19 protein-coding genes are annotated in these 18,993 nt (G+C 66.9%); 9 read left to right on the plus strand and 10 right to left on the minus strand.

From position 1 onward, the window contains the following. Positions 1–56 precede the first annotated feature (56 nt). From K2W81_RS10980 to K2W81_RS11010, 7 genes are all read left to right on the plus strand, one after another. The gene (locus K2W81_RS10980) at positions 57–1,265 is read left to right on the plus strand and encodes a hydrolase (protein ID WP_294104234.1); all 1,209 of its coding nucleotides are present in this window, start codon (positions 57–59) and stop codon (positions 1,263–1,265) included. Next, complete coding sequence (locus K2W81_RS10985) at positions 1,262–2,278, plus strand: arginine N-succinyltransferase (protein WP_294104235.1); 1,017 nt, start codon at positions 1,262–1,264, stop codon at positions 2,276–2,278. The genes K2W81_RS10980 and K2W81_RS10985 overlap by 4 nt, the downstream gene beginning before the upstream one ends. Beyond that, positions 2,275–3,537, plus strand: coding sequence for an N-succinylarginine dihydrolase (locus K2W81_RS10990; protein WP_294104237.1), 1,263 nt, complete (start codon positions 2,275–2,277; stop codon positions 3,535–3,537). Before K2W81_RS10985 ends, K2W81_RS10990 begins: the two co-directional genes overlap by 4 nt. A 53-nt stretch (positions 3,538–3,590) precedes the next feature. Continuing rightward, positions 3,591–3,809, plus strand: a complete 219-nt coding sequence (locus K2W81_RS10995) for a hypothetical protein (RefSeq protein ID WP_294104239.1) — start codon at positions 3,591–3,593, stop codon at positions 3,807–3,809. Between the two features lie 89 nt (positions 3,810–3,898). Further along, entirely contained in the window at positions 3,899–4,807 is a 909-nt protein-coding gene (gene cysD, locus K2W81_RS11000) for a sulfate adenylyltransferase subunit CysD (protein ID WP_294104241.1), read from the plus strand. After that, on the plus strand, positions 4,807–6,729 hold the full coding sequence (cysN, locus tag K2W81_RS11005) for a sulfate adenylyltransferase subunit CysN (RefSeq protein ID WP_294104242.1): 1,923 nt from the start codon (positions 4,807–4,809) through the stop codon (positions 6,727–6,729). Before cysD ends, cysN begins: the two co-directional genes overlap by 1 nt. Continuing rightward, positions 6,726–7,499, plus strand: a complete 774-nt coding sequence (locus K2W81_RS11010; protein WP_294104243.1) for a 3'(2'),5'-bisphosphate nucleotidase CysQ — start codon at positions 6,726–6,728, stop codon at positions 7,497–7,499. Before cysN ends, K2W81_RS11010 begins: the two co-directional genes overlap by 4 nt. A gap of 146 nt (positions 7,500–7,645) precedes the next feature. Here the strand turns inward: K2W81_RS11010 and K2W81_RS11015 are convergent, their stop codons facing one another. From K2W81_RS11015 to recR, 3 genes are read right to left on the minus strand one after another with little or no spacing between them, the layout of a single operon-like run. Next, complete coding sequence (locus K2W81_RS11015) at positions 7,646–8,770, minus strand: glutathione S-transferase N-terminal domain-containing protein (RefSeq protein WP_294104244.1); 1,125 nt, start codon at positions 8,768–8,770, stop codon at positions 7,646–7,648. A 60-nt stretch (positions 8,771–8,830) separates the two neighbouring features. Then, positions 8,831–9,355, minus strand: a complete 525-nt coding sequence (gene def, locus K2W81_RS11020) for a peptide deformylase (RefSeq protein WP_294104245.1) — start codon at positions 9,353–9,355, stop codon at positions 8,831–8,833. Between the two features lie 31 nt (positions 9,356–9,386). After that, a complete protein-coding gene (recR, locus tag K2W81_RS11025; RefSeq protein WP_294104246.1) occupies positions 9,387–9,983 on the minus strand; it encodes a recombination mediator RecR in 597 nt (198 codons plus the stop codon). Positions 9,984–10,036: 53 nt separating this feature from the next. On the opposite strand from recR, the gene fmt reads away from it, so the two are divergent. After that, positions 10,037–10,948: a methionyl-tRNA formyltransferase gene (gene fmt, locus K2W81_RS11030; protein WP_294104247.1), complete on the plus strand. Its 912-nt coding sequence runs from the start codon at positions 10,037–10,039 to the stop codon at positions 10,946–10,948. Further along, positions 10,945–11,685 carry a tRNA pseudouridine(38-40) synthase TruA gene (gene truA, locus K2W81_RS11035; protein ID WP_294104248.1) on the plus strand — a complete coding sequence of 247 codons (741 nt, stop codon included), beginning with the start codon at positions 10,945–10,947 and terminating at the stop codon, positions 11,683–11,685. The genes fmt and truA overlap by 4 nt, the downstream gene beginning before the upstream one ends. Positions 11,686–11,824: 139 nt before the next feature. Here truA and K2W81_RS11040 read toward each other — a convergent pair whose 3' ends face one another. The 7 genes from K2W81_RS11040 to K2W81_RS11070 form a co-directional block, all read right to left on the minus strand. Next, on the minus strand, positions 11,825–13,012 hold the full coding sequence (locus tag K2W81_RS11040) for a class I SAM-dependent RNA methyltransferase (RefSeq protein ID WP_294104249.1): 1,188 nt from the start codon (positions 13,010–13,012) through the stop codon (positions 11,825–11,827). Beyond that, positions 13,009–14,379 (minus strand): NAD(P)H-hydrate dehydratase, encoded by a 1,371-nt coding sequence (locus tag K2W81_RS11045; protein ID WP_294104250.1) that lies wholly within the window; start codon positions 14,377–14,379, stop codon positions 13,009–13,011. The genes K2W81_RS11040 and K2W81_RS11045 overlap by 4 nt, the downstream gene beginning before the upstream one ends. Further along, the gene (locus K2W81_RS11050; protein WP_294104251.1) at positions 14,376–14,759 is read right to left on the minus strand and encodes a hypothetical protein; all 384 of its coding nucleotides are present in this window, start codon (positions 14,757–14,759) and stop codon (positions 14,376–14,378) included. The genes K2W81_RS11045 and K2W81_RS11050 overlap by 4 nt, the downstream gene beginning before the upstream one ends. A gap of 7 nt (positions 14,760–14,766) precedes the next feature. Continuing rightward, entirely contained in the window at positions 14,767–15,459 is a 693-nt protein-coding gene (locus K2W81_RS11055; protein ID WP_294104257.1) for an N-formylglutamate amidohydrolase, read from the minus strand. A gap of 232 nt (positions 15,460–15,691) precedes the next feature. After that, positions 15,692–16,519, minus strand: a complete 828-nt coding sequence (locus tag K2W81_RS11060) for a 4-(cytidine 5'-diphospho)-2-C-methyl-D-erythritol kinase (RefSeq protein ID WP_294104258.1) — start codon at positions 16,517–16,519, stop codon at positions 15,692–15,694. A 4-nt stretch (positions 16,520–16,523) separates the two neighbouring features. Then, the gene (locus K2W81_RS11065; protein ID WP_294104252.1) at positions 16,524–18,083 is read right to left on the minus strand and encodes a tetratricopeptide repeat protein; all 1,560 of its coding nucleotides are present in this window, start codon (positions 18,081–18,083) and stop codon (positions 16,524–16,526) included. A 19-nt stretch (positions 18,084–18,102) separates the two neighbouring features. Continuing rightward, positions 18,103–18,993: electron transfer flavoprotein-ubiquinone oxidoreductase (locus K2W81_RS11070; protein ID WP_294104253.1), on the minus strand; the 891-nt coding region annotated here is incomplete at its 5' end.

Consider the following 18,993-nt stretch of genomic DNA (forward strand, 5'->3'; position numbering starts at 1 on the left):
GCGGGCGTCAAGCAAATCGGTGGAGCGCCGCGACCGAAAGCGCTAAGGCCTTGGCCATGCCGACGCTTTCAGCCGCCGAAACCGCTCTTGTTGAGCATGCCCGTGCGGCGCCGATGCTCGATCAGGTGCTGGCGTGGAGCGCGATCAATTCGGGTACGCGCAATCTGGCAGGCGTCGCGGCGATGGGCGGGTTGCTGGCTGGTGCATTCGCGAAACTGCCCGGCGAAGTGACATTGGTCGAGCCCGCGCCCGTCGAAACCGTGCTGGCGGATGGCAGCCGCGCGGCGATCGATCACGGCAAGCATTTGCTGGTGACCGTCCGCCCCGCGGCGCCGCTCCAACTGCTGTTCACCGGGCATATGGACACGGTTTTTCCGGCCGATCATCCGTTCCAGACAACCGTGTGGCGCGAGCAGGGCGTGCTCAATGGCCCAGGCGTGGCCGATATGAAGGGCGGGATCGCGCTGCTCCTTGCGGCGCTCAACGCGATTGAGGCGAGCCCGTTTGCCGCTGACCTTGGCTATCAGGTGATGATCGGCGCCGATGAGGAAACCGGCTCGCTCGCCTCTGCAGCGCTGATTGCCGAGGTCGCGCACGGCAAGCTCGCCGCCTTCACCTATGAACCTGCGCTCCCCGACGGGACGCTCGCGGGCGCACGCGGCGGAACCGGCAATTTCTCGATCACGATCCACGGCAAAAGCGCCCACGCCGGCCGCAACCCCGATGATGGCCGCAACGCCGTGCTTGCTGCGGCCGATCTCGCGCTACGACTGGCAGAGGCGCGCTCGCCGCTGCTGGCGGTCAACCCGGCGAAGATTGAGGGTGGTGGCCCGAATAATGTCGTGCCCGATCTCGCGATCCTGCGCGTCAATTTCCGGCCGAAGGATGACGCGGCAATCGCCGTCGCGCAGGCGCATCTCGACGCCTGCATCGCCGCCGTCGCCGCCGCGCACGACGTCCGTATCGATTGCCACGGCAGCTTCAACCGCCCGCCCAAGCCGATCACCCCCCAAGCTGCGCGGCTGTTCGACGTCGTCAAAGCCGCCGGTGCCGACCTCGGCCTGTCGATCGGCTGGCGCGATACTGGGGGCGTGTGCGACGGCAACAACATCGCTGCGTGCGGCATCCCCGTCGTCGACACAATGGGCGTGCGCGGCGGCGCCATCCATTCGAGCGACGAGTTTCTGATCACCGAGTCGCTCCCCGAGCGCGCCGCCCTGTCCGCGCTCGCCATCGCCCGAATCGTCCAGAAAGGCAGTTTGTGAGCTTCATCATCCGCGCCGCGCGCGACTCAGACCTCCAGCACCTTTATGAAATGGCCAAGCTGACCGGCGGCGGCTTTACCAATTTGCCCCCCGATCGCGGCGCCCTGCGCGCCAAGCTCGATCGCAGCAGCGCGGCGTTTGCGCGCACCGACGAACCGCTCACCGACGAACTCTTCGTGCTCGTGCTGGAAAACACCGCGACCGGTGAAGTGCGGGGCACCTGCCAGATCTTCACCCAAGTCGGCCAGCATCACCCCTTCTACAGCTATCGGCTCGGCACGCTGACGCAGCACAGCAAGGAGCTCGGCCGCACGTTTCGCGCCGAAATGCTCGCGCTCACCACCGATCTCGAAGGGTGCAGCGAAGTCGGCGGGCTGTTCCTTCATCCGGCCGAGCGCGCGGGCGGACTTGGCATGCTGCTCGCGCGCAGCCGCTATCTGTTCATGGCTGGCCACCGTGCGCGCTTCGCCGACCGCGTCCTCGCCGAACTGCGCGGCGTGATCGACGAGGCCGGCGGATCGCCCTTTTGGGATGGGCTCGCGGGGCGCTTCTTCGGGATGAATTTTCAGGACGCCGACCAGTTCAACGCAACGCACGGCCACCAGTTCATCGCCGACCTGTTTCCCAAACACCCGATCTACACCGCGATGCTCTCCGAAACCGCCCGCGCGGCAATCGGAATCCCTCACCCTTCGGGGCGTGCCGCCATGAGAATGCTGGAAAATGAGGGCTTTGCCTATGAAAATTACGTCGACATCTTCGATGGCGGCCCGACGATGATCGCGCGCACCGATCAGGTGAAATCAGTCCGCGACGCGCGACGTGCCACGCTGATCGCGACCGATAATGACGGCGGCGACGCGGCGATTGTCGCGTCGGGACAACTTCAAGAGTTTCGCTGCGCCTATGGCCGGTTGCGCGAGACGGGTACCGGGATCGTCATCGACCGCGACTGTGCCAGCCGCATCGCGGCGCCGATCGACAGTGAAATACTTTTCGTGAGCCGCGCATGATCGAGATCAACTTCGACGGGCTGATCGGCCCCAGCCACAATTATGCAGGGCTGAGCCTCGGCAATCTGGCCGCGACCGGCAATGCGGGCCAGCCATCGCACCCGCGCGCAGCGGCGCTTCAGGGCATTGCCAAAATGCGCGCCAATGTCGCGCTCGGGCTGACCCAAGGGATCCTTCTGCCCCACGCCCGCCCCGATCACCACTGGCTCGCAAGCCTGTCGACCGATTTCGCCGCCGCGCCTCCCGTCCTCAAGGCACAGGCGCTGTCGGCTTCCGCGATGTGGGCAGCCAATGCCGCGACGGTCTCGCCCGCGCCCGACACTTCCGACGGCAAGACCCACCTGACCGTCGCCAATCTGCTAACGATGCCGCACCGCAGCCACGAATGGCCCGAAACGCTCGCCCAGCTTCGGGTGGCCTTTGCGCACCCCGGGTTTGCCGTCCACGGCCCGGTCCCGCCGCCATTTGGTGATGAGGGCGCGGCCAACCATATGCGGATGGCAGCGACGCATGACGCGCCGGGCATCGAAATCTTCGTCTATGGCGAACGCGGCGGCCCTTTCCCCGCGCGTCAAAGCCGCGTCGCCAGCGAAGCCATCGCGCGCGCGCACCGGCTCGATCCGACACGCGCGATCTTCGCGGAGCAGAACCCCGAGGCGATTGCGGCGGGCGCTTTCCACAATGACGTGGTCGCGGTTGCCAACGGCCCGGTGCTGTTCGCGCACGAGCAGGCCTTTGCCGACCGTGCCAGCGTCTACGCCGCGATCACGGAGCGGTTGCCAGGGGCGCAGATTGTCGAAGTGCCTGCCAGCGCCGTCAGCCTTGCGGACGCGGTTACGTCTTACCTCTTCAACGCGCAGCTCGTGACCTTGCCCGATGCCACCATGGCGCTGATCGTCCCCGAAGAGGCGCGCGCCAACACCCGCGTGTGGCCCTGGCTCCAGACGATGCTCGCGGGCAACGGCCCGATCCGCCGCATCGAAGTCGTCAATGTCCGCGAATCAATGTCCAACGGCGGTGGCCCCGCCTGCCTGCGCCTGCGCGTCGTGGCCGACCCGGCGACGGTCGACCCGCGCTTTCTGGTCGATGACGCCAAGCTCGACCGCCTTGCCGCCATCGTCACTGCGCACTGGCCCGAGTCGATCGAGCCGCGCGACATCGGCAATGCCGCGCTGATTGCCGACATCGAACACGCGCGCGCCGCGCTGCTCGACGCGCTCGACCTGTCGGATTCATTGACAGTTAACCATAAAGCTTAAACCGGGAATCCCGGAAATCAGCGCTTGGCCCAGCGCTTGCTTCATGCTTGGGCATGTGGCGCAAATTCATCAGCCTGTTCGTCATCAAGAACAAGTTCGAGGCGTTCGTCGTGATCTACGCGCTCGGCCTCGGCGCGGTTGAACGCGGCGCGCATTATCTCCAGCAATATCCCGGCTTCGGCGGCTGGCTGTTGTTCGGGGTCTGCCCGATTGCGGTGTTCATGGCGGGCGCACGCATCCTCGATTCGGTCGAACGCCGCGACTACGACTAGCCGCGACATCGGCACCGCCGATGAGTTAGGTTTCAGCGAGGACAGGATAACTTCGTCGCATTGAGCGTCAGGGTGATTACCTAGCCCGCATGCTGCCCCTCACCCATTTGCAGCGGCTCGAAGCCGAAAGCATCCACATCCTGCGCGAAGTTGTGGCTGAAGCAGACAAGCCGGTGATGCTCTATTCGGTCGGCAAGGATTCGGCGGTGATGCTGCATCTCGCGCGCAAAGCCTTTTTCCCGGCGCCGCCGCCCTTCCCGCTCCTCCACGTCGACACCACGTGGAAATTCCGCGCGATGTACGCGATGCGCGAACGAGCCGCCGCCGATGCAGGGATGGAGCTGATCGTCCACCGCAATGCCGAGGCCGAGGCGCTGGGGATCAATCCCTTCGATCACGGCAGCCGCCACACCGATATGTGGAAGACCGAGGGGTTGAAGCAAGCGCTGACGCTGCACGGCTTTGACGCAGCCTTTGGCGGCGCGCGGCGCGACGAGGAGAAAAGCCGCGCCAAGGAACGCATCTTCAGCTTCCGCTCAGCCAGCCAGCGCTGGGATCCGCGCCAGCAGCGCCCCGAACTCTGGCGGCTGTACAATGCGCGCAAACACCCCGGCGAGAGCATCCGCGTCTTCCCGCTCTCCAACTGGACCGAGCTCGACATCTGGCATTACATTCAGGCCGAGGGGATCGACATCGTCCCGCTCTATTTCAGCGCGCCGCGACCGACCTTCGTCCATGAGGGCCAGTTGCTGATGGCCGACGATATCGACCGGGTCGAGCGCGTGCTCGGCCGCAAGCTCGACATCACCGAACGCTGGGTGCGATTCCGCACGCTCGGCTGTTTTCCCCTCACCGGCGCGGTCGAAAGCCGCGCGACGACGCTCTCGGACGTCATCCAGGAAATGCTGCTGACCACTACATCGGAGCGCGAGGGGCGGCTGATCGACCATGATCAGGCCGCGAGCATGGAAAAGAAAAAGGCGGAGGGCTATTTCTGATGGCGACCGCGCCAGCCTATGCGATCGACCCGCTGATCGCCGACGATATCGACGCCTATCTCGCGCGGCATAGCGCCAAGTCGCTGCTGCGTTTCATCACTTGCGGTTCGGTCGATGACGGTAAGTCGACGTTGATCGGGCGGCTGCTCTACGATTCGAAGATGATCTTCGAGGATCAGCTCGCCGCACTCGAAGTCGACAGCAAGCGCCTCGGCACGCAAGGTCAGGAGATTGATTTCGCGCTGCTCGTCGACGGCCTCGCTGCCGAGCGCGAACAGGGTATCACGATCGATGTCGCGTACCGCTTCTTCGCCACCGACAAGCGCAAGTTCATCGTCGCGGACACGCCGGGGCATGAGCAATATACCCGCAACATGGTCACCGGCGCCTCGACCGCCGATCTCGCGGTGATCCTGGTCGATGCGCGTAAAGGGCTGCTCACCCAGACGCGGCGGCACAGCTATCTCGCCAAGCTGATCGGCATCCGCCACATCGTGCTGGCGGTGAACAAGATGGACCTGGTCGGCTATGACCGCGCGACCTTCGACGCGATTGTCGCCGATTACGCCGCCTTCGCTCAGTCGATCGACCTTGGCCCCGTGACGGCGATTCCGATTTCGGGCTTCAAGGGCGACAATGTCGCGACCCAGTCGGCGACGATGGACTGGTATGTCGGACCGACGCTGATCGAGCATCTCGAAACGGTCGATGTGGATGGCGATGCGGCGGCGCGGCGGCCGTTCGTGATGCCGGTGCAATGGGTCAATCGCCCCAATCTCGATTTTCGTGGCTTTTCTGGCCAGATCGCGAGCGGCGACATACGCCCCGGTGACCGCGTGCGGCTACTCCCCTCGGGCAAGCTCAGCACGATCGATCGGATCGTGACCTTCGACGGCGATTTGCCCGAAGCCGTCGCCGGACAATCGGTGACGCTCACCCTCGCCGATGAAGTCGACTGCGCGCGCGGCGACGTGATTGCCGCTGCCGACGCGCCACCCGAAGTGTCGGACCAATTTTCGGCAACGATCGTCTGGATGGACGATACGCCGCTGCTCCCCGGCCGCGCCTATCTGCTCAAGCTCGGCGCGCAGACCGTTTCAGCCACCTTGCGCGCGCCCGATCACAAGATCGACGTCAACACGCTCCAGCGGCTGTCGGCGCGCAGTCTGTCGCTCAACGACATTGGCGTGCTCGATTTTTCGACCGACCGCCCGATCACCTTCGCGCCCTATGCCGACAGTGCCGATCTCGGCGGCTTCATCCTGATCGACCGCGCGACGAACGCGACGGTCGCCGCGGGCATGATCCGCCACGCGCTGCGCCGCGCGCAAAATGTCCATTGGCAGGCAATCGAAGTCACGCCGCAAGCGCGCGCCGCGATCAAGGGCCAGCAGCCGCGCGTGCTGTGGTTCACCGGCCTGTCGGGATCGGGCAAGTCGACGATCGCCAATCTGGTCGAGCGCAAGCTCCACGCGCTCGGGCGGCACACGTTCCTGCTCGACGGCGACAATCTCCGCCATGGCCTCAATCAGGACCTCGGCTTCACCGACGCCGACCGGGTCGAGAATATCCGCCGCGCCGGTGCGGTTGCCAAGCTGATGGCTGATGCCGGGCTGATCGTGATCACCGCCTTCATCTCGCCCTTTCGCGCGGAACGTGCCATGGTGCGGTCGATGCTGCCCGCCGACCAGTTCGTCGAGATTTTCGTCGACACCCCGTTGACCGTTGCCGAAGCGCGCGACGTGAAGGGACTCTATGCCCGGGCGCGCGCAGGCGCGATTCCTAATTTCACGGGTATTTCGAGCCCTTACGAAGCACCCGAGGCGCCCGATCTGCGCATCGACACGACAGCCGAAAGCGCCGAGGACGCCGCCAATCGCATCGTCGAGCACATCGTTGGTGTGTGGAGCTATGCGCTGTGACCCCGTCGGTCGCGGCTGACTGCGCGATCACCGACCTGACTGCGGACGCCGAACTGGCGCAAGCGATTGCGAGCGAAGCGGGCGACCTGCTCCGTGACCTCATGTCGACCGCGACCTGTTCAGCGGCTGAGCTCGGCAAACGCGGCGATGTCGAAGCCAATACGCTGATCCTCGACCGATTACACGCCGCGCGCCCGCACGACTTCATCCTGTCCGAAGAATCGCACGACGATGGTCAGCGCTGCGGCGCGCGGCGCGTGTGGATCGTCGACCCACTCGACGGCACGCGCGATTATTCGGATCGGCTCGGCGATTATGCCGTCCATATCGGACTGGCGGTCGACGGGGTGCCGACTTTGGGCGCGGTTTGCCTGCCGGCGACGGGCAAGACCTTTTGCAGCCTGCGCCCGCCGCTACTGCCTCCACCGCATGTCGGCCCGCCGCGCATCGCGGTCAGCCGCACCCGCGCGCCACGCCTCGCGCAGCAGGTCGCCGATGCAATTGGTGGCGTGCTCGTGCCGATGGGGTCGGCGGGGTATAAGGCGATGGCCGTGCTGATCGGCAAGGCCGACATCTATCTCCATTCGGGCGGCCAGTTCGAATGGGACAATTGCGCGCCGGCGGCTGTCGCGATGGCCGCAGGGCTGCACGCGTCGCGCATCGACGGCAGCCCGCTCGTCTATAATTGCGCCGATCCGCTGCTGCCGGACTTGCTGATCTGCCGCCCGGAGTGGGCAAAACCGGTGCTCGACGCGATTGCGGCGGCTTAGGTTCGGCTCGACCTGATCAGTTACCACTCACCCTTCGTGCTGAGCTTGTCGAAGCACTGCCCTTCTTCTTCGAGCGGCTGGCAAAAGAAGGACGGCCCTTCGACAAGCTCAGGGCAAGCGGTGTGCAGCAATCACCTTAAACTGAACTAGCGCCGCGCGCCCCAAACCTCGAGATTGCCCTGCCGCTCGACCGGGCGATCGGTCCGCAGCGCGAGCAGCGGCGCCAGCCCGACATCCCCGAACAGCGACCGCGCCGAATCGCCAACCGCTGCCAGCAACCGGTCGAGCATCCAGAAGCGATAGGGCAGCACCGCGGTCGATAGCGCGTGACCCTGCCACTCGAAGCCCGCCATCCCGATCCCGCGCGCGCCGGGATTGTCGAGACCATTGGTCCCCGCCACCAGATCCGGCCTCTCCGCCAGCCAGTCGTTGGCGAAGGCGACATGCGCCGCCAGTTCGGGCAGGAAATCATCGGCGACGAAGCGCATCAGTGCCTTGAGCGTCTCGGGAACGCCGTCGTCGTCGATGAGCGCTTCACCGCGCGCGGCATGGCCCCCGAGCAGCGCCTGCGCGGCGTTCATCCGCTCGGTCCAGCGCCAGACATGGAAAAAGTCCGACTTCATGATCGCCGCCGGGACCGGATCGCGCGCCAGATGCGCGTAGAGCGGCCCGATCAGCCCATAGTCGCCGATCGTCGGTCGTCCGCCGAGCAGATAGGGATAATCGGCCAGATGCGCGTCGAGCAGGCCGAGAAACGCGAGATAGCTCGCTTCGATCGCCGGTGCGGTCGCCTCGGAAACGCCGAAGCTCGCTGCGGCCTTGCGCATCCGCCCGCTCGCGCCGAGAAAAATCGCTTCTTCGGCGTCGCCCGTCGCAGCCGGCATCAACCCGTTCATGAAATCGCGCCGGAGAAAGGCGAGATTATCGGCATCGAAGCTCCAGCGATAATGCATCGCGGGCCGCAGCATCCCCTCGGCGCCGTACAGCTCGAACAGATGCGCGACGGCACGGTGGACCGGCGTTTCGGGATAGGCCGACCGGCGCACGCCCTGCGCCTCATAATGGTCGATGATCGCGACGCCGTCCTGGATCATCCGGCCATCGGGCAGCACCAGCACCGGGATGATCCACCGCCCGATCGCTTGCGTGATCGCGGGCCACGCCGGATCGGCAGGAATCGCTTCCTCGAAATCGATCCGCTGCTTGATCAGGTAACTGCGCGCCCGCGCGGTGTAGAGCGATCCGGGCATCCCGAATAATTTGGCGGTCACGTCATTCCTCCCCGGTTATCGGGCAAGGTTTGGACCGGTTGCGCGGCTCTGCGCAAGCGTTCAGGCAGCCGCCTTGCGTGCCTTGGCGAGCTTCTTGAGCACCATCTCGCGCTTCAGCCGCGACAGGTGGTCGATGAAGACGATGCCTTCCAAGTGATCCATCTCATGCTGGATGCACGTCGCGAGCAGTCCTTCGAGCTGCTCGTCATGCGCGCCGCCCTGCTCGTCGAGCCAGCGGACGCGGCAGGTCGCGGGGCGTTCGACATCGGCGTATTGGTCAGGCACCGAAAGACAGCCTTCGGTATAGACGCTGAGGTCGGGCGCGGTCTCGACGATTTCAGGATTGATGAAAACGCGCGGTGCCTTGACCGGCTTGCCGTCCTCGCCGTCTTCCTGAAGGTCAATCACCAGCACCCGCTCGGGCACGCCAATCTGGATCGCGGCAAGGCCAATCCCGCGCGCGGCATACATGCTGTCGAACATATCGGCGACCAGCGCGCGCGTCGCGTCGGTCACCTCGGCAACGGGGGCCGAAATGGTGCGCAGACGCGGGTCGGGAATCTCGATGATCTGATGGACGGCCATAAGGGTCAGCTAGGAAAGCACGCCTGCAACGTCAAGACACTGGCCGCCGCGCGCGCAGCGCCTGCGCCAGCGTGCCCTCGTCGAGATAGTCCAGCTCGCCGCCCACCGGCAGGCCATGCGCCAGTTGCGTCACGCGCACCGGGAAGCGTTCAATCCGGTCGGCGATGTAATGCGCCGTCGTCTGGCCTTCGAGTGTGGCGTTCATCGCGAGCACGACTTCGTCGATCCCGCCGGCCTCGATCCGGCGGACGAGGGCGTCGATGCTCAGATCCTCGGGCCGCACGCCGTCAAGCGCCGACAGCTTGCCGCCAAGCACGTGATATTTCCCCGGAAACAGCCGGGACCGGTCGAGCGCCCACAGATCGGCGACTTCCTCGACCACGCACAGCGCGCGCGGGTCGCGGCGCGGATCGGCGCAGATGCCGCACGGATCAGTGGTGTCGACATTGCCGCAGGTCGCACAGCGCGTCAGCCGGTCGGACACTGCCGCCAGCGCGGTCAGCAGCGGCTCGAGCGCGGTCTCGCGCTTCTTGAGCAGATGGAGTACCGCGCGCCGCGCCGATCGCGGCCCGAGGCCGGGGAGCTTGCTGAGCGCCTGCGTCAGCGCCTCGATTTCGGGGGATGCCATCGCTCACAGATAAGGGCTTGCATCGCCCCCTGCCAAGCGTTGATGGAGCCTTGATGCGGATCGTCTTCATGGGAACCCCCGAATTCTCGGTGCCAGTGCTGCGGGCGCTGGTGGGTGCGGGGCATGACGTGGTCGCAAGCTACAGCCAGCCCCCCCGCCCCGCCGGGCGCGGCAAGGCGCTGACGCCGACGCCGGTCCATGCGGCGGCGGAGGCATTGGGCATCCCCGTGCGCACGCCGATGACGCTGCGCGATCCGCAAGCACAGGCCGATTTCGCGGCACTCAACGCTGATATTGCCGTCGTCGCCGCCTATGGCCTGATCCTGCCCAAGCCGATCCTCGCGGCGCCCCGGCTCGGTTGCCTCAACGTCCACGCCTCGCTGCTCCCGCGCTGGCGCGGCGCCGCGCCGATCCAGCGCGCGATCCTCGCGGGCGATGCCGAAACCGGCGTGTGCATCATGGGCATGGAAGCCGGACTCGACACCGGTCCGGTCCGCCTGCGCGATTCAACGCCGATCAACAGTAAGACGGCGGGCGACCTGACCGACGAGTTGAGCGCGATGGGCGCGCGACTGATGGTCGAAGTACTGGGTGACCTGGAGCGCTATCCGCCGGTGCCCCAGCCCGAGGACGGCATCACCTATGCCGCCAAGATCGACAAGGCCGAGGCCCGCATCGACTGGACGCAGTCCGCCAAAGCGATCGAGCGCCAGGTCCGTGCGTTCAATCCCGCGCCCGGTGCATTTTTCGAGCATGCTGGTGAGCGGGTCAAACTACTGAGTGCGTATCTCCATCTCGATCCGATCGATGCCGCGCCGGGAACCGTCGTTGGCGGCGCCCTGGAGGTCGCTTGTGGACATGGAATACTGATTCCCCTCCACATCCAGCGCGCCGGACGTGGCGTCATGACGCCAGACGAGCTGCTGCGCGGCTTCCCGATCCCCGCCGGCACCCGGCTCGCGTGACACGCTTTGCGCTGACGGTGGAGTATGACGGCCGCCCCTTCATGGGCTGGCAGCGGCAATCCCACGGCCCCAGTGTCCAGCAGGCGATCGAGGTAGCGATCGCCCGCATCGTCCGCGAAGACGCCGCCGTGCATGCCGCCGGCCGCACCGACGCCGGGGTGCACGCTCGCGGGATGCGCGCGCATGTCGACATCGCCCGCGCGATCACCCCGTTCCGGCTGATGGAGGGGCTCAATGCCCTGCTCCGCCCCGCCCCGGTCGCCATCCTCGACTGCGTGGTCGTTCCCGACGACTGGCACGCGCGCTTTTCGTGCACCGCACGCCACTATGAATATCGCATCGCCAATCGCCGCGCGCCGCTGACGTTCGACAATGGGCTCGCGTGGCGCGTCCCTGCCGATCTTGATGCCGATGCAATGGCGGCGGGCGCAGCGCGGCTGGTCGGGCGGCATGATTTCACGACGTTCCGCTCGGCGCATTGCCAGGCCGACAGTCCGCTGCGCACGCTCGACCGACTCGACGTGGTGCGCGAGGGCGACACCATCCGCATGTTCGCCTCAGCCCGGTCGTTCCTGCATCATCAGGTGCGATCAATGGTCGGCTGCCTCGCGCTGGTCGGCCAAGGCAAATGGACGCCCGACGACATGACCGCCGCGCTCGAAGCCCGCGACCGCGCTGCGCTCGGGCTGAATGCCCCGCCCGACGGCCTCTTCTTCCTGCGCGCGGATTATCCCTGAGCTTGAATCACTACCACCTGCCCCGTTCGTGCTGAGCTTGTCGAAGCACTGTCCTTCTTCTTCCAGCCGTTGGAAAAAGAAGGACAGCCCTTCGACAAGCTCAGGGCAAACGGCAGGAACGGAAATTGACCACTGCTCTTTACCGGCTGAACCGCCCCACCAGTTCCACATGCGTCGACCAGCGGAACTGCCCGACCGGCTGCACCCAGTCGAGCCGATAGCCGCCCTCACAAATCGTCTTGGCATCACGCGCAAAACTGCTCGGATTGCAGGAAACATAAGCGACGACCGGCGCTCTGCTCAGCGCCAGTTGCTCGGCCTGTTCGCGCGCGCCCGCGCGCGGCGGATCCAGCACGATTGCGGCGAAGCGGTCGAGTTCGGCGGGCATCAGCGGGCGGCGGAGCAGGTCGCGGTGTTCGGCGAACACCGGCCGCTGCGCCCGCCCCGCCGCTGCCTTCAGCGCGAAAAAAGCGTCGCGCGCGCCCTCAGCGGCATAAACCTTCCCCGGCAGCGCGAGGGTGAACGTCCCAAGCCCTGCGAACAAATCGGCCACCGTCACCGCGTCACCCACCGCCTCGCGCACCGCCGCAACCAGCGCCGTTTCACCCTCGGGCGTCGCTTGCAGGAAGGCCCCCGCCGGTAACGGCACCGGGAGACCGCCGAGCGTCACCGTTGCCTCGATCGGCTCGTAACGTGTCTCGGTGCCAAGCCCGCTGTCGATCGACAGCCGGGCAAGTCCTTGCGTCCGCCCGAATGCCGACAGCGCCTCAGCCGCCGCCAGCCCATCGGCCTCGACGCCGCGCAGCAGCAGATCAACGCCCTGATCGGCCAGCGTCATCACAATCTCAACCCGCCGCTTCGGCCGCATCAACGGCGGCAGCAGTTTTCGTAAAGGCGCCAGCAGCGCGAACAGCCGGGGATCGAGAATATGGCATTCGCTGAGGTCGACCAGCGCATGGCTGCCGCCTTCGCTGAAACCGATCACCAGCTTGCCCGATTTTTCGGCATGAAAAGTCGCCCGGCGGCGCGTGCGCGGCGGCGAAACAATTGCCGGGCGCACGTCAGTCTCCAATCCCTGCGCCGCCAAGCCGCCGATCACCCGGTCGCGCACGAAATCGGCATAAGCGGCGTCGTCGATATGCTGGAGCTGACAGCCGCCGCACGTCGGGAAATGGCGGCACGGGGGCGCTTGCCGATTCGGCCCCGGCGCGACGCTGCCGTCGGCGCGCAACCAGTCGCCGGGGGCGGCGAGCGCGGCGTGGCGGCCATCGGCAGTGACGCCATCGCCCTTGGCCGCGACGCGAATGATCAGGTCCGAGTCGGTCATATGCTTGCCCTAGCCGATGTCATGGCCCGCGCGAGATCATCGGCAATGAAGGCGCCACCCAGCCGCCGCGCGGCATCAGCATGCAACCACACCCCCGCCTCGGCGGCGAATAGCGGATCAAGGCCGCCCGCGAGCAGCCCCGCAATCGCACCCGCGAGCACATCGCCCGTCCCTGCCGTGGACAGCCAGCAGCGCGCATCTGACGCCACGCGAATCCGCCCATCGGGCGCGGCGATCACCGTGTCGGCGCCCTTGAACACCACCACCGCCCCGCTCCGCACGGCGGCAGCAAGCGTGCGGTCGATCTTGTTGCCCGCGCCTTCGCCGAACAGCGCGGCAAATTCACCGGCATGCGGGGTGAGGATCACCGGCGCGGCGCGCGTACGCAGCGCTTCGGGGTCGATCAGATGGAGCGCATCGCCATCGATCACGAGCGGATGACCGCTCGCGAGCGCCGCCGCCAACCGCTCGCGCGCGCGCGCATCGCGGCCGAGTCCCGGCCCGACCAACACGGCGCCAATGCGCCTGTCATCCAGCGCGGCGGCATCATAAGCGCGGTGCACGATGGCGTCTGGCCCACCCTGCCCGCCGAGCATCACCACATAACCCGCCCCGGCGCGGAGGGCTGCTTCGCCCGCGAGCGCAGTCGCACCGGGCATCGCGCCACCGATGATGGCGACCATGCCGCGCGAATATTTATGCGCGTAGGGGCCGGGCGTTCTCAGCACCGGCCGCGCGACAACGCGTGTCGGGCGTGGCACGTCGATCCCCAGCTCGACCAGCTTCACCGCACCACAGATGGACGCACCCGGCTGCAGTACATGTGCCGGTTTCAGCGCCCCGAGCGCGAGCGTCAGATGGGCATCCGGCACGCGACCCAGCGGCTCGGCGCGATCGGCCTCCAGCCCGCTCGGCACATCAACCGCCATCACCAAACGCGCCGCGCGCGCGAACCGTGCAAACGGCGCCGCCAAGCCGGGATCGAGTGCACGGGTCAGCCCCGTGCCGAACAGGCAATCGACCAGCACCGGCGCCGGTTCCGCATCCAGCGCTTCGACCGGCCCATCCCACCCTGCCCGCGCGGCGGCCGCAATGTCGGTGCGCGGTTCCCCGCTCGCCGCCACGCGCACAGCAAGGCCCTCACGGCGCAAGATACGCGCCGCGACATAGCCATCGCCGCCATTATTGCCGGGGCCGCACAGGAACAATATCTCGCTCCCGCTCGCCAACCGCCGCACCCAATCGGCGACCCCAGCCCCGGCGCGCTGCATCAGCGTCGCCGCCGATGTGCCCTCAGCAATGGCAATGTCCTCAGCCGCGCGCATCTGGGCCGCCGTCACGATCGGCGCGCCCTCCAGCGACATCATTTGCGCGGCTTGACCGTTGCCGGCAGCCGGTAGCGGTCGTCCCCCAAAGCGACTTCGATCTGGTCGGCGCCAACGATGCTGACTTTGGCGGTCTCGGCGCCATCGGCGGCAATCACGCCGCGCCCATCCTTGGTGACGAGCAGGCGATGGAAGCCGCCGTCGGGATGACCGATTGTCAGCACCAGCCCGTCGGGGCCCGTCACCCGATCAATGGTACAGTCGCGCGCGAAATCGCTCGATCCGCCGCGCGCGCACATGATCCGTCCGGACTCATCGGCCTCGGCGCCTTGTCTCGCCTCGGCCTTGGTCAGCACGGTGGCATCGGGCTTCGATTGCCCGCACCCGGCGAGCAAAAGTGGCAAAAGGATCAGCAAGCGCATGGCGGCGCTATAGCCCGGTACCGGCAGGCGGCGCCAGCCTTGCGACGATCGCCAGCAGCATCGGCGCGAGGATATCGGCCCATTTCGCGACACCTTGAGGCGATTCGATGCCGTCGTTGCGGACTTCGATCGCGAAGCTGGCGATGCCGCTCGCCTCGGCATGGCGATTGAGCGTCATGTTGAGCTGGCGCCCCGAATAGGGTTCGTTGTCGCCGGTCTCAAAGCCTTGCGCGCGGAGCAACTCGATCGCGAGGCGAGCCGCGCGGGTGTCGCGGTTATAGAGGATGCCGACCGGCCACGGGCGCGGCGCCCCGCCGGTTTCAAGCGCAGGCGTGAAGCTGTGGATCGCGGCAATCAGCGTCGGACGCGTGGTCCTCACCAGCTCCGCGATCGTCCGGTGATAGGGCGCGTGAAAGCGGGTAATCCGATCGTGCCGGTCGGCGCCGATATTGCCGGGGATCACATGGCCGTCGCTGACCGTCGGGATCAGGCCGGAGTGATCGGGCGGGCGGTGGAAATCGATCACCAGCCGCGACACCGTCGCCAGCACCGCCGGTGCGCCAAGCCGCGCCGCCAGTTCCCGCGTCAGATCACCCGCGCCAATGTCGATTGCAATGTGCCGGTCCAGCAGATCAGCCTCGATGCCAAGATCGATCCCGTCGGGTACCGCATTCGAAGCGTGATCGCACAGCAGCAGGATCGGCCCGGTCCCGGCACTCACCTGCGGGTCGGCGGGGCTGGCGAAGGGCAGCGACCACGTCACTGCCCTTCGGCCCCAATGACGCCCGGGGGACGGGGGCCATCTGCGAACGCGCCGGGGTTGACGACGGATCCGCTTGAAGGCGCACGCAGCAAGAGTCGCGCCAATCCCCAATCGCCGTCGATTGCGACTCTACGGGCCCGCGCTAGTCCCGCGCTGGCACGCAAAAGCGTCACGCGAGTGCCGATTCGAGACACCACCAGCCCGCCTGCTCGCGGCGGATCGCGACCGCCGCATCGGCGCAGGCGTCCTCGTCATCGAACAGCGCAAAGCAGGTCGCACCCGATCCTGACATGCGCGCCAGCGTCACCCCCGGCATTGCCGCCAGCCGCGCCACCACATCGCCGATCACCGGCGCCAGCGTGCGGGCCATCGGCTCCAGATCATTGCGTCCCGCCAGCGCCCGCGCCAGCAGCGTCCCCTCGCCGAGCGGCCCCCGGTCGACACCGTCCCACAGGCGGAACACTGCCCCGGTCGACACCGCAACGCCGGGATTGACCAGCAGCACCGGCACGCCGCTCAGCCCGTCGATCGGCACAAGCTGCTCGCCCTTGCCCGTACCGACCGCGCTGCGCCCCAGCAGACAGGCCGGCACATCAGCACCGAGCGTCTCGGCAATCGCGAACAACCGCGCGTCATCGGTCGCAACACCGCCGAGCCGCGCCAGCGCGCGCAGCGTCGCGGCGGCATCGGCCGACCCACCACCGATGCCCGACGCAATCGGCAAATGCTTGTCGAGCGTGATCGCCCAGGGGCCGCCGCCAAACTGCGCCGCAAAAGCGCTCGCCGCGCGCGTGACGAGATTGTCGCCCTCGCCCTGCAACGCCGCTCCAAACGGCCCTGTCAGCGCGAACGACGCCGTGTCGCTCGGCTCGACCCGGATTGTGTCGCCGTGGCGCAGAAAGGCGAACAATGTTTCGAGTTCGTGATAGCCATCGTCGCGCCGCGCGCGGACGTGGAGCGCCAGATTGATCTTGGCGGGCGCGACTTCGTCGATGATCATGTCAGCGCTGCGCAGGTCCGTTGGCGATCTTGGCGGCGATCCGCGCGGCATCGTCATCCTTGGCGAGCAGCTTGGCGGCGGCCCAGGCATAGCGCGCCTCGAACCGGCGACCGACATGCCAATAGGCATCGCCCAGATGCTCGCTGATCGTGCCGTTGTCGGGCGAGCCTTCCGCCGCGCGTTCGAGCAGGGGCAACGCGCGCGACGCATCGCCGCCGAGCAGATAGGACCAGGCCAGCGAATCGAGGATCGAATCATCCCCGGGCCGCAGCGCCGCCGCGCGTTCGAGCAGCTTGCGCGCTTCGGCAATATCGCCGCCATTTTCGAGCGCACCATAGCCCAGATAGTTGAGCGCGATTGGCTGATCAGGGGCAAGCGCGACCGACTTTTCGATCAGCGGCTTCGCCTCGCGCCAACGCCCTGCCCGGTCGAGCGCGCTGCCGGCCTGAAGATAGAGCAACCACCCCGCATCTCCCCCCGCCCGCGCGATCGCGCGTCGATAGACCAGCGCCGCATCGCCATAACGCGCGTTCGCCATCAGCAGATCGGCTTCACGCCGCAGTGCATCGACATCGGCGTCGGGTGCCTCCGCGAGCTTGGTCGCCGCCGTCAAGGCATCGGCCGTCTTCCCCGCGCGCCGTAGCAGCGCGACTCGCTCGGTCTGCGCATCGCCGAACCACGCGCTGTCGGGCGTAATCATATCGAGCGCGCCGAGCGCCGCGGGCAGCGCGCCCTCACCCGCCAGCGCGCGCGCCAGCAACAGCCGGGCACGATCATAGCGCGGATCGAGCTTCAACGCCGCGCGCGCCAGCACGATTGCCAGCGGCGCAGTGTCCTCATCGATCAGATCAGCGCCAAGCCGCGTGTAGAAGCGCGCGATGCCAAATGCCGCGATCGGCTGCGTGGCGGCAGCCGCGTCGATACGGTCCTTCTCGCGCAACAACTGCTGCGCCTCCGCCGCGCCATCATTCGCGACCAGCAGTTGCGCCGCGCTCAGCCGCAGGTCGCGGTCATCGGGCTCGGCGACGAGCAGCGCTTCGACTGCGACCACACCGTCGCGCTTGCGCCCCGCCGCCAGCGTGATCAGCGCGCGCGCTTCGGTGGTGTAGCGCGCACCGAGCGACCGACGCGGCAGCCCGTCGAACTGCGCCAGCGCCCGCTTGGGGTCAGTACCGACGATCGTCCAGGCGCGCAGCGGGGGCGCGACAAAGTCGAGCGGCCCTGCCGAGATTTTGGTGAGCGCGGCTTGTGTCGCGGCGTTGTTGCCGCCGCGCACGGCATCAGCCAGCGCGAGCAGCGCGGTATCGCCGGGTTCGACATCGGCGCTCTCGAGCACCGCGCGCGCCCGCGTCACCAATGCGTCATCGCCCGCCTGCAATCCTGCGCGATAGGCGCGGATCGCGATCACCACATTGCCCGGTGCCGCATCCAGTGCGCGCGCATAATCCGCCGCCGCCCGGTCCCCCCGGCCATCGGCATCGGCCGCCCGCGCCCTAACATAGGCCGCGAGATCGCCCGGATCGCCCCCCGCCTGCGCGGGTACGGCGAGGCCGACAGCCATAAACACAAACGCGATACGCCTACATATTGGGGTAATTGGGGCCTCCACCGCCTTCGGGCACGACCCAGTTGATGTTCTGGGTCGGGTCCTTGATGTCGCACGTCTTGCAATGCACGCAATTCTGCGCGTTGATCACGAACTTGGGATCGCCCGTCTCCGCACCGACGACCTCATACACCCCCGCCGGACAATAGCGCTGCGCCGGCTCGTCATACATCGGCAGGTTATAGGCGATCGGGACGTTCGGGTCCTTCAGCGTCAGGTGGATCGGCTGATCCTCCTCATGATTGGTGTTCGACAGGAACACCGACGAGAGGCGGTCAAACGTCAACACGCCATCAGGCTTGGGATAATCGATCTTGGGCACCAGATCGGCCCGCCACAGCTCGTCATGATTGGCATGATGGCCCATTGTGAACGGCATTTTGATGCCCCAGCTCTCCAGCCACATTGTCGCGGTCCCGAAAGCAGCGCCGACGATCATGCCGTATTTTTCTATCAGCGGCAGCGCGTTGCGGACGATCGACAATTCCTTGTGGACCCAACTCGCCGCAAACGCCGCCGGATAAGCGGCCAGCGCATCGCTGGTGCGACCGGCCTGCACCGCGTCGAACGCCGCCTCTGCCGCCATCATCCCCGATTTCATCGCGGTGTGGCTGCCCTTGATCCGCGGCACGTTGAGGAAACCCGCCGAACAGCCGATCAGCGCACCGCCGGGAAACACCAGCTGCGGGATCGATTGCAGCCCGCCATCGCTGATGGCGCGCGCACCATAGGAAACGCGCTTGCCCCCCGCCAGAATCGCCGCGATCGACGGATGCGTCTTCCACCGCTGCATTTCGTGGAAGGGCGAGAGATGCGGGTTTTTGTAGCTCAGCCACGTCACCAGCCCGAGCGCGACCTGGCCATT

It is taken from the genome of Sphingomonas sp. (assembly GCF_019749955.1).
GTDB lineage: Bacteria > Pseudomonadota > Alphaproteobacteria > Sphingomonadales > Sphingomonadaceae > Sphingomonas.

Coding starts and splice junctions, on each gene's coding strand:
- cysD (WP_294104241.1), top strand. CDS start 3,899: ATGCTGCCCCTCACCCATTTGCAGCGGCTCGAAGCCGAAAGCATCCAC.
- K2W81_RS11065 (WP_294104252.1), bottom strand. CDS start 18,083: ATGGCTGTCGGCCTCGCCGTACCCGCGCAGGCGGGGGGCGATCCGGGC.
- K2W81_RS11050 (WP_294104251.1), bottom strand. CDS start 14,759: ATGCGCTTGCTGATCCTTTTGCCACTTTTGCTCGCCGGGTGCGGGCAA.
- def (WP_294104245.1), bottom strand. CDS start 9,355: ATGGCCGTCCATCAGATCATCGAGATTCCCGACCCGCGTCTGCGCACC.
- fmt (WP_294104247.1), top strand. CDS start 10,037: ATGCGGATCGTCTTCATGGGAACCCCCGAATTCTCGGTGCCAGTGCTG.
- K2W81_RS10995 (WP_294104239.1), top strand. CDS start 3,591: ATGTGGCGCAAATTCATCAGCCTGTTCGTCATCAAGAACAAGTTCGAG.
- recR (WP_294104246.1), bottom strand. CDS start 9,983: ATGGCATCCCCCGAAATCGAGGCGCTGACGCAGGCGCTCAGCAAGCTC.
- K2W81_RS10990 (WP_294104237.1), top strand. CDS start 2,275: ATGATCGAGATCAACTTCGACGGGCTGATCGGCCCCAGCCACAATTAT.
- K2W81_RS11045 (WP_294104250.1), bottom strand. CDS start 14,379: ATGATGTCGCTGGAGGGCGCGCCGATCGTGACGGCGGCCCAGATGCGC.
- K2W81_RS11040 (WP_294104249.1), bottom strand. CDS start 13,012: ATGACCGACTCGGACCTGATCATTCGCGTCGCGGCCAAGGGCGATGGC.
- cysN (WP_294104242.1), top strand. CDS start 4,807: ATGGCGACCGCGCCAGCCTATGCGATCGACCCGCTGATCGCCGACGAT.
- K2W81_RS10980 (WP_294104234.1), top strand. CDS start 57: ATGCCGACGCTTTCAGCCGCCGAAACCGCTCTTGTTGAGCATGCCCGT.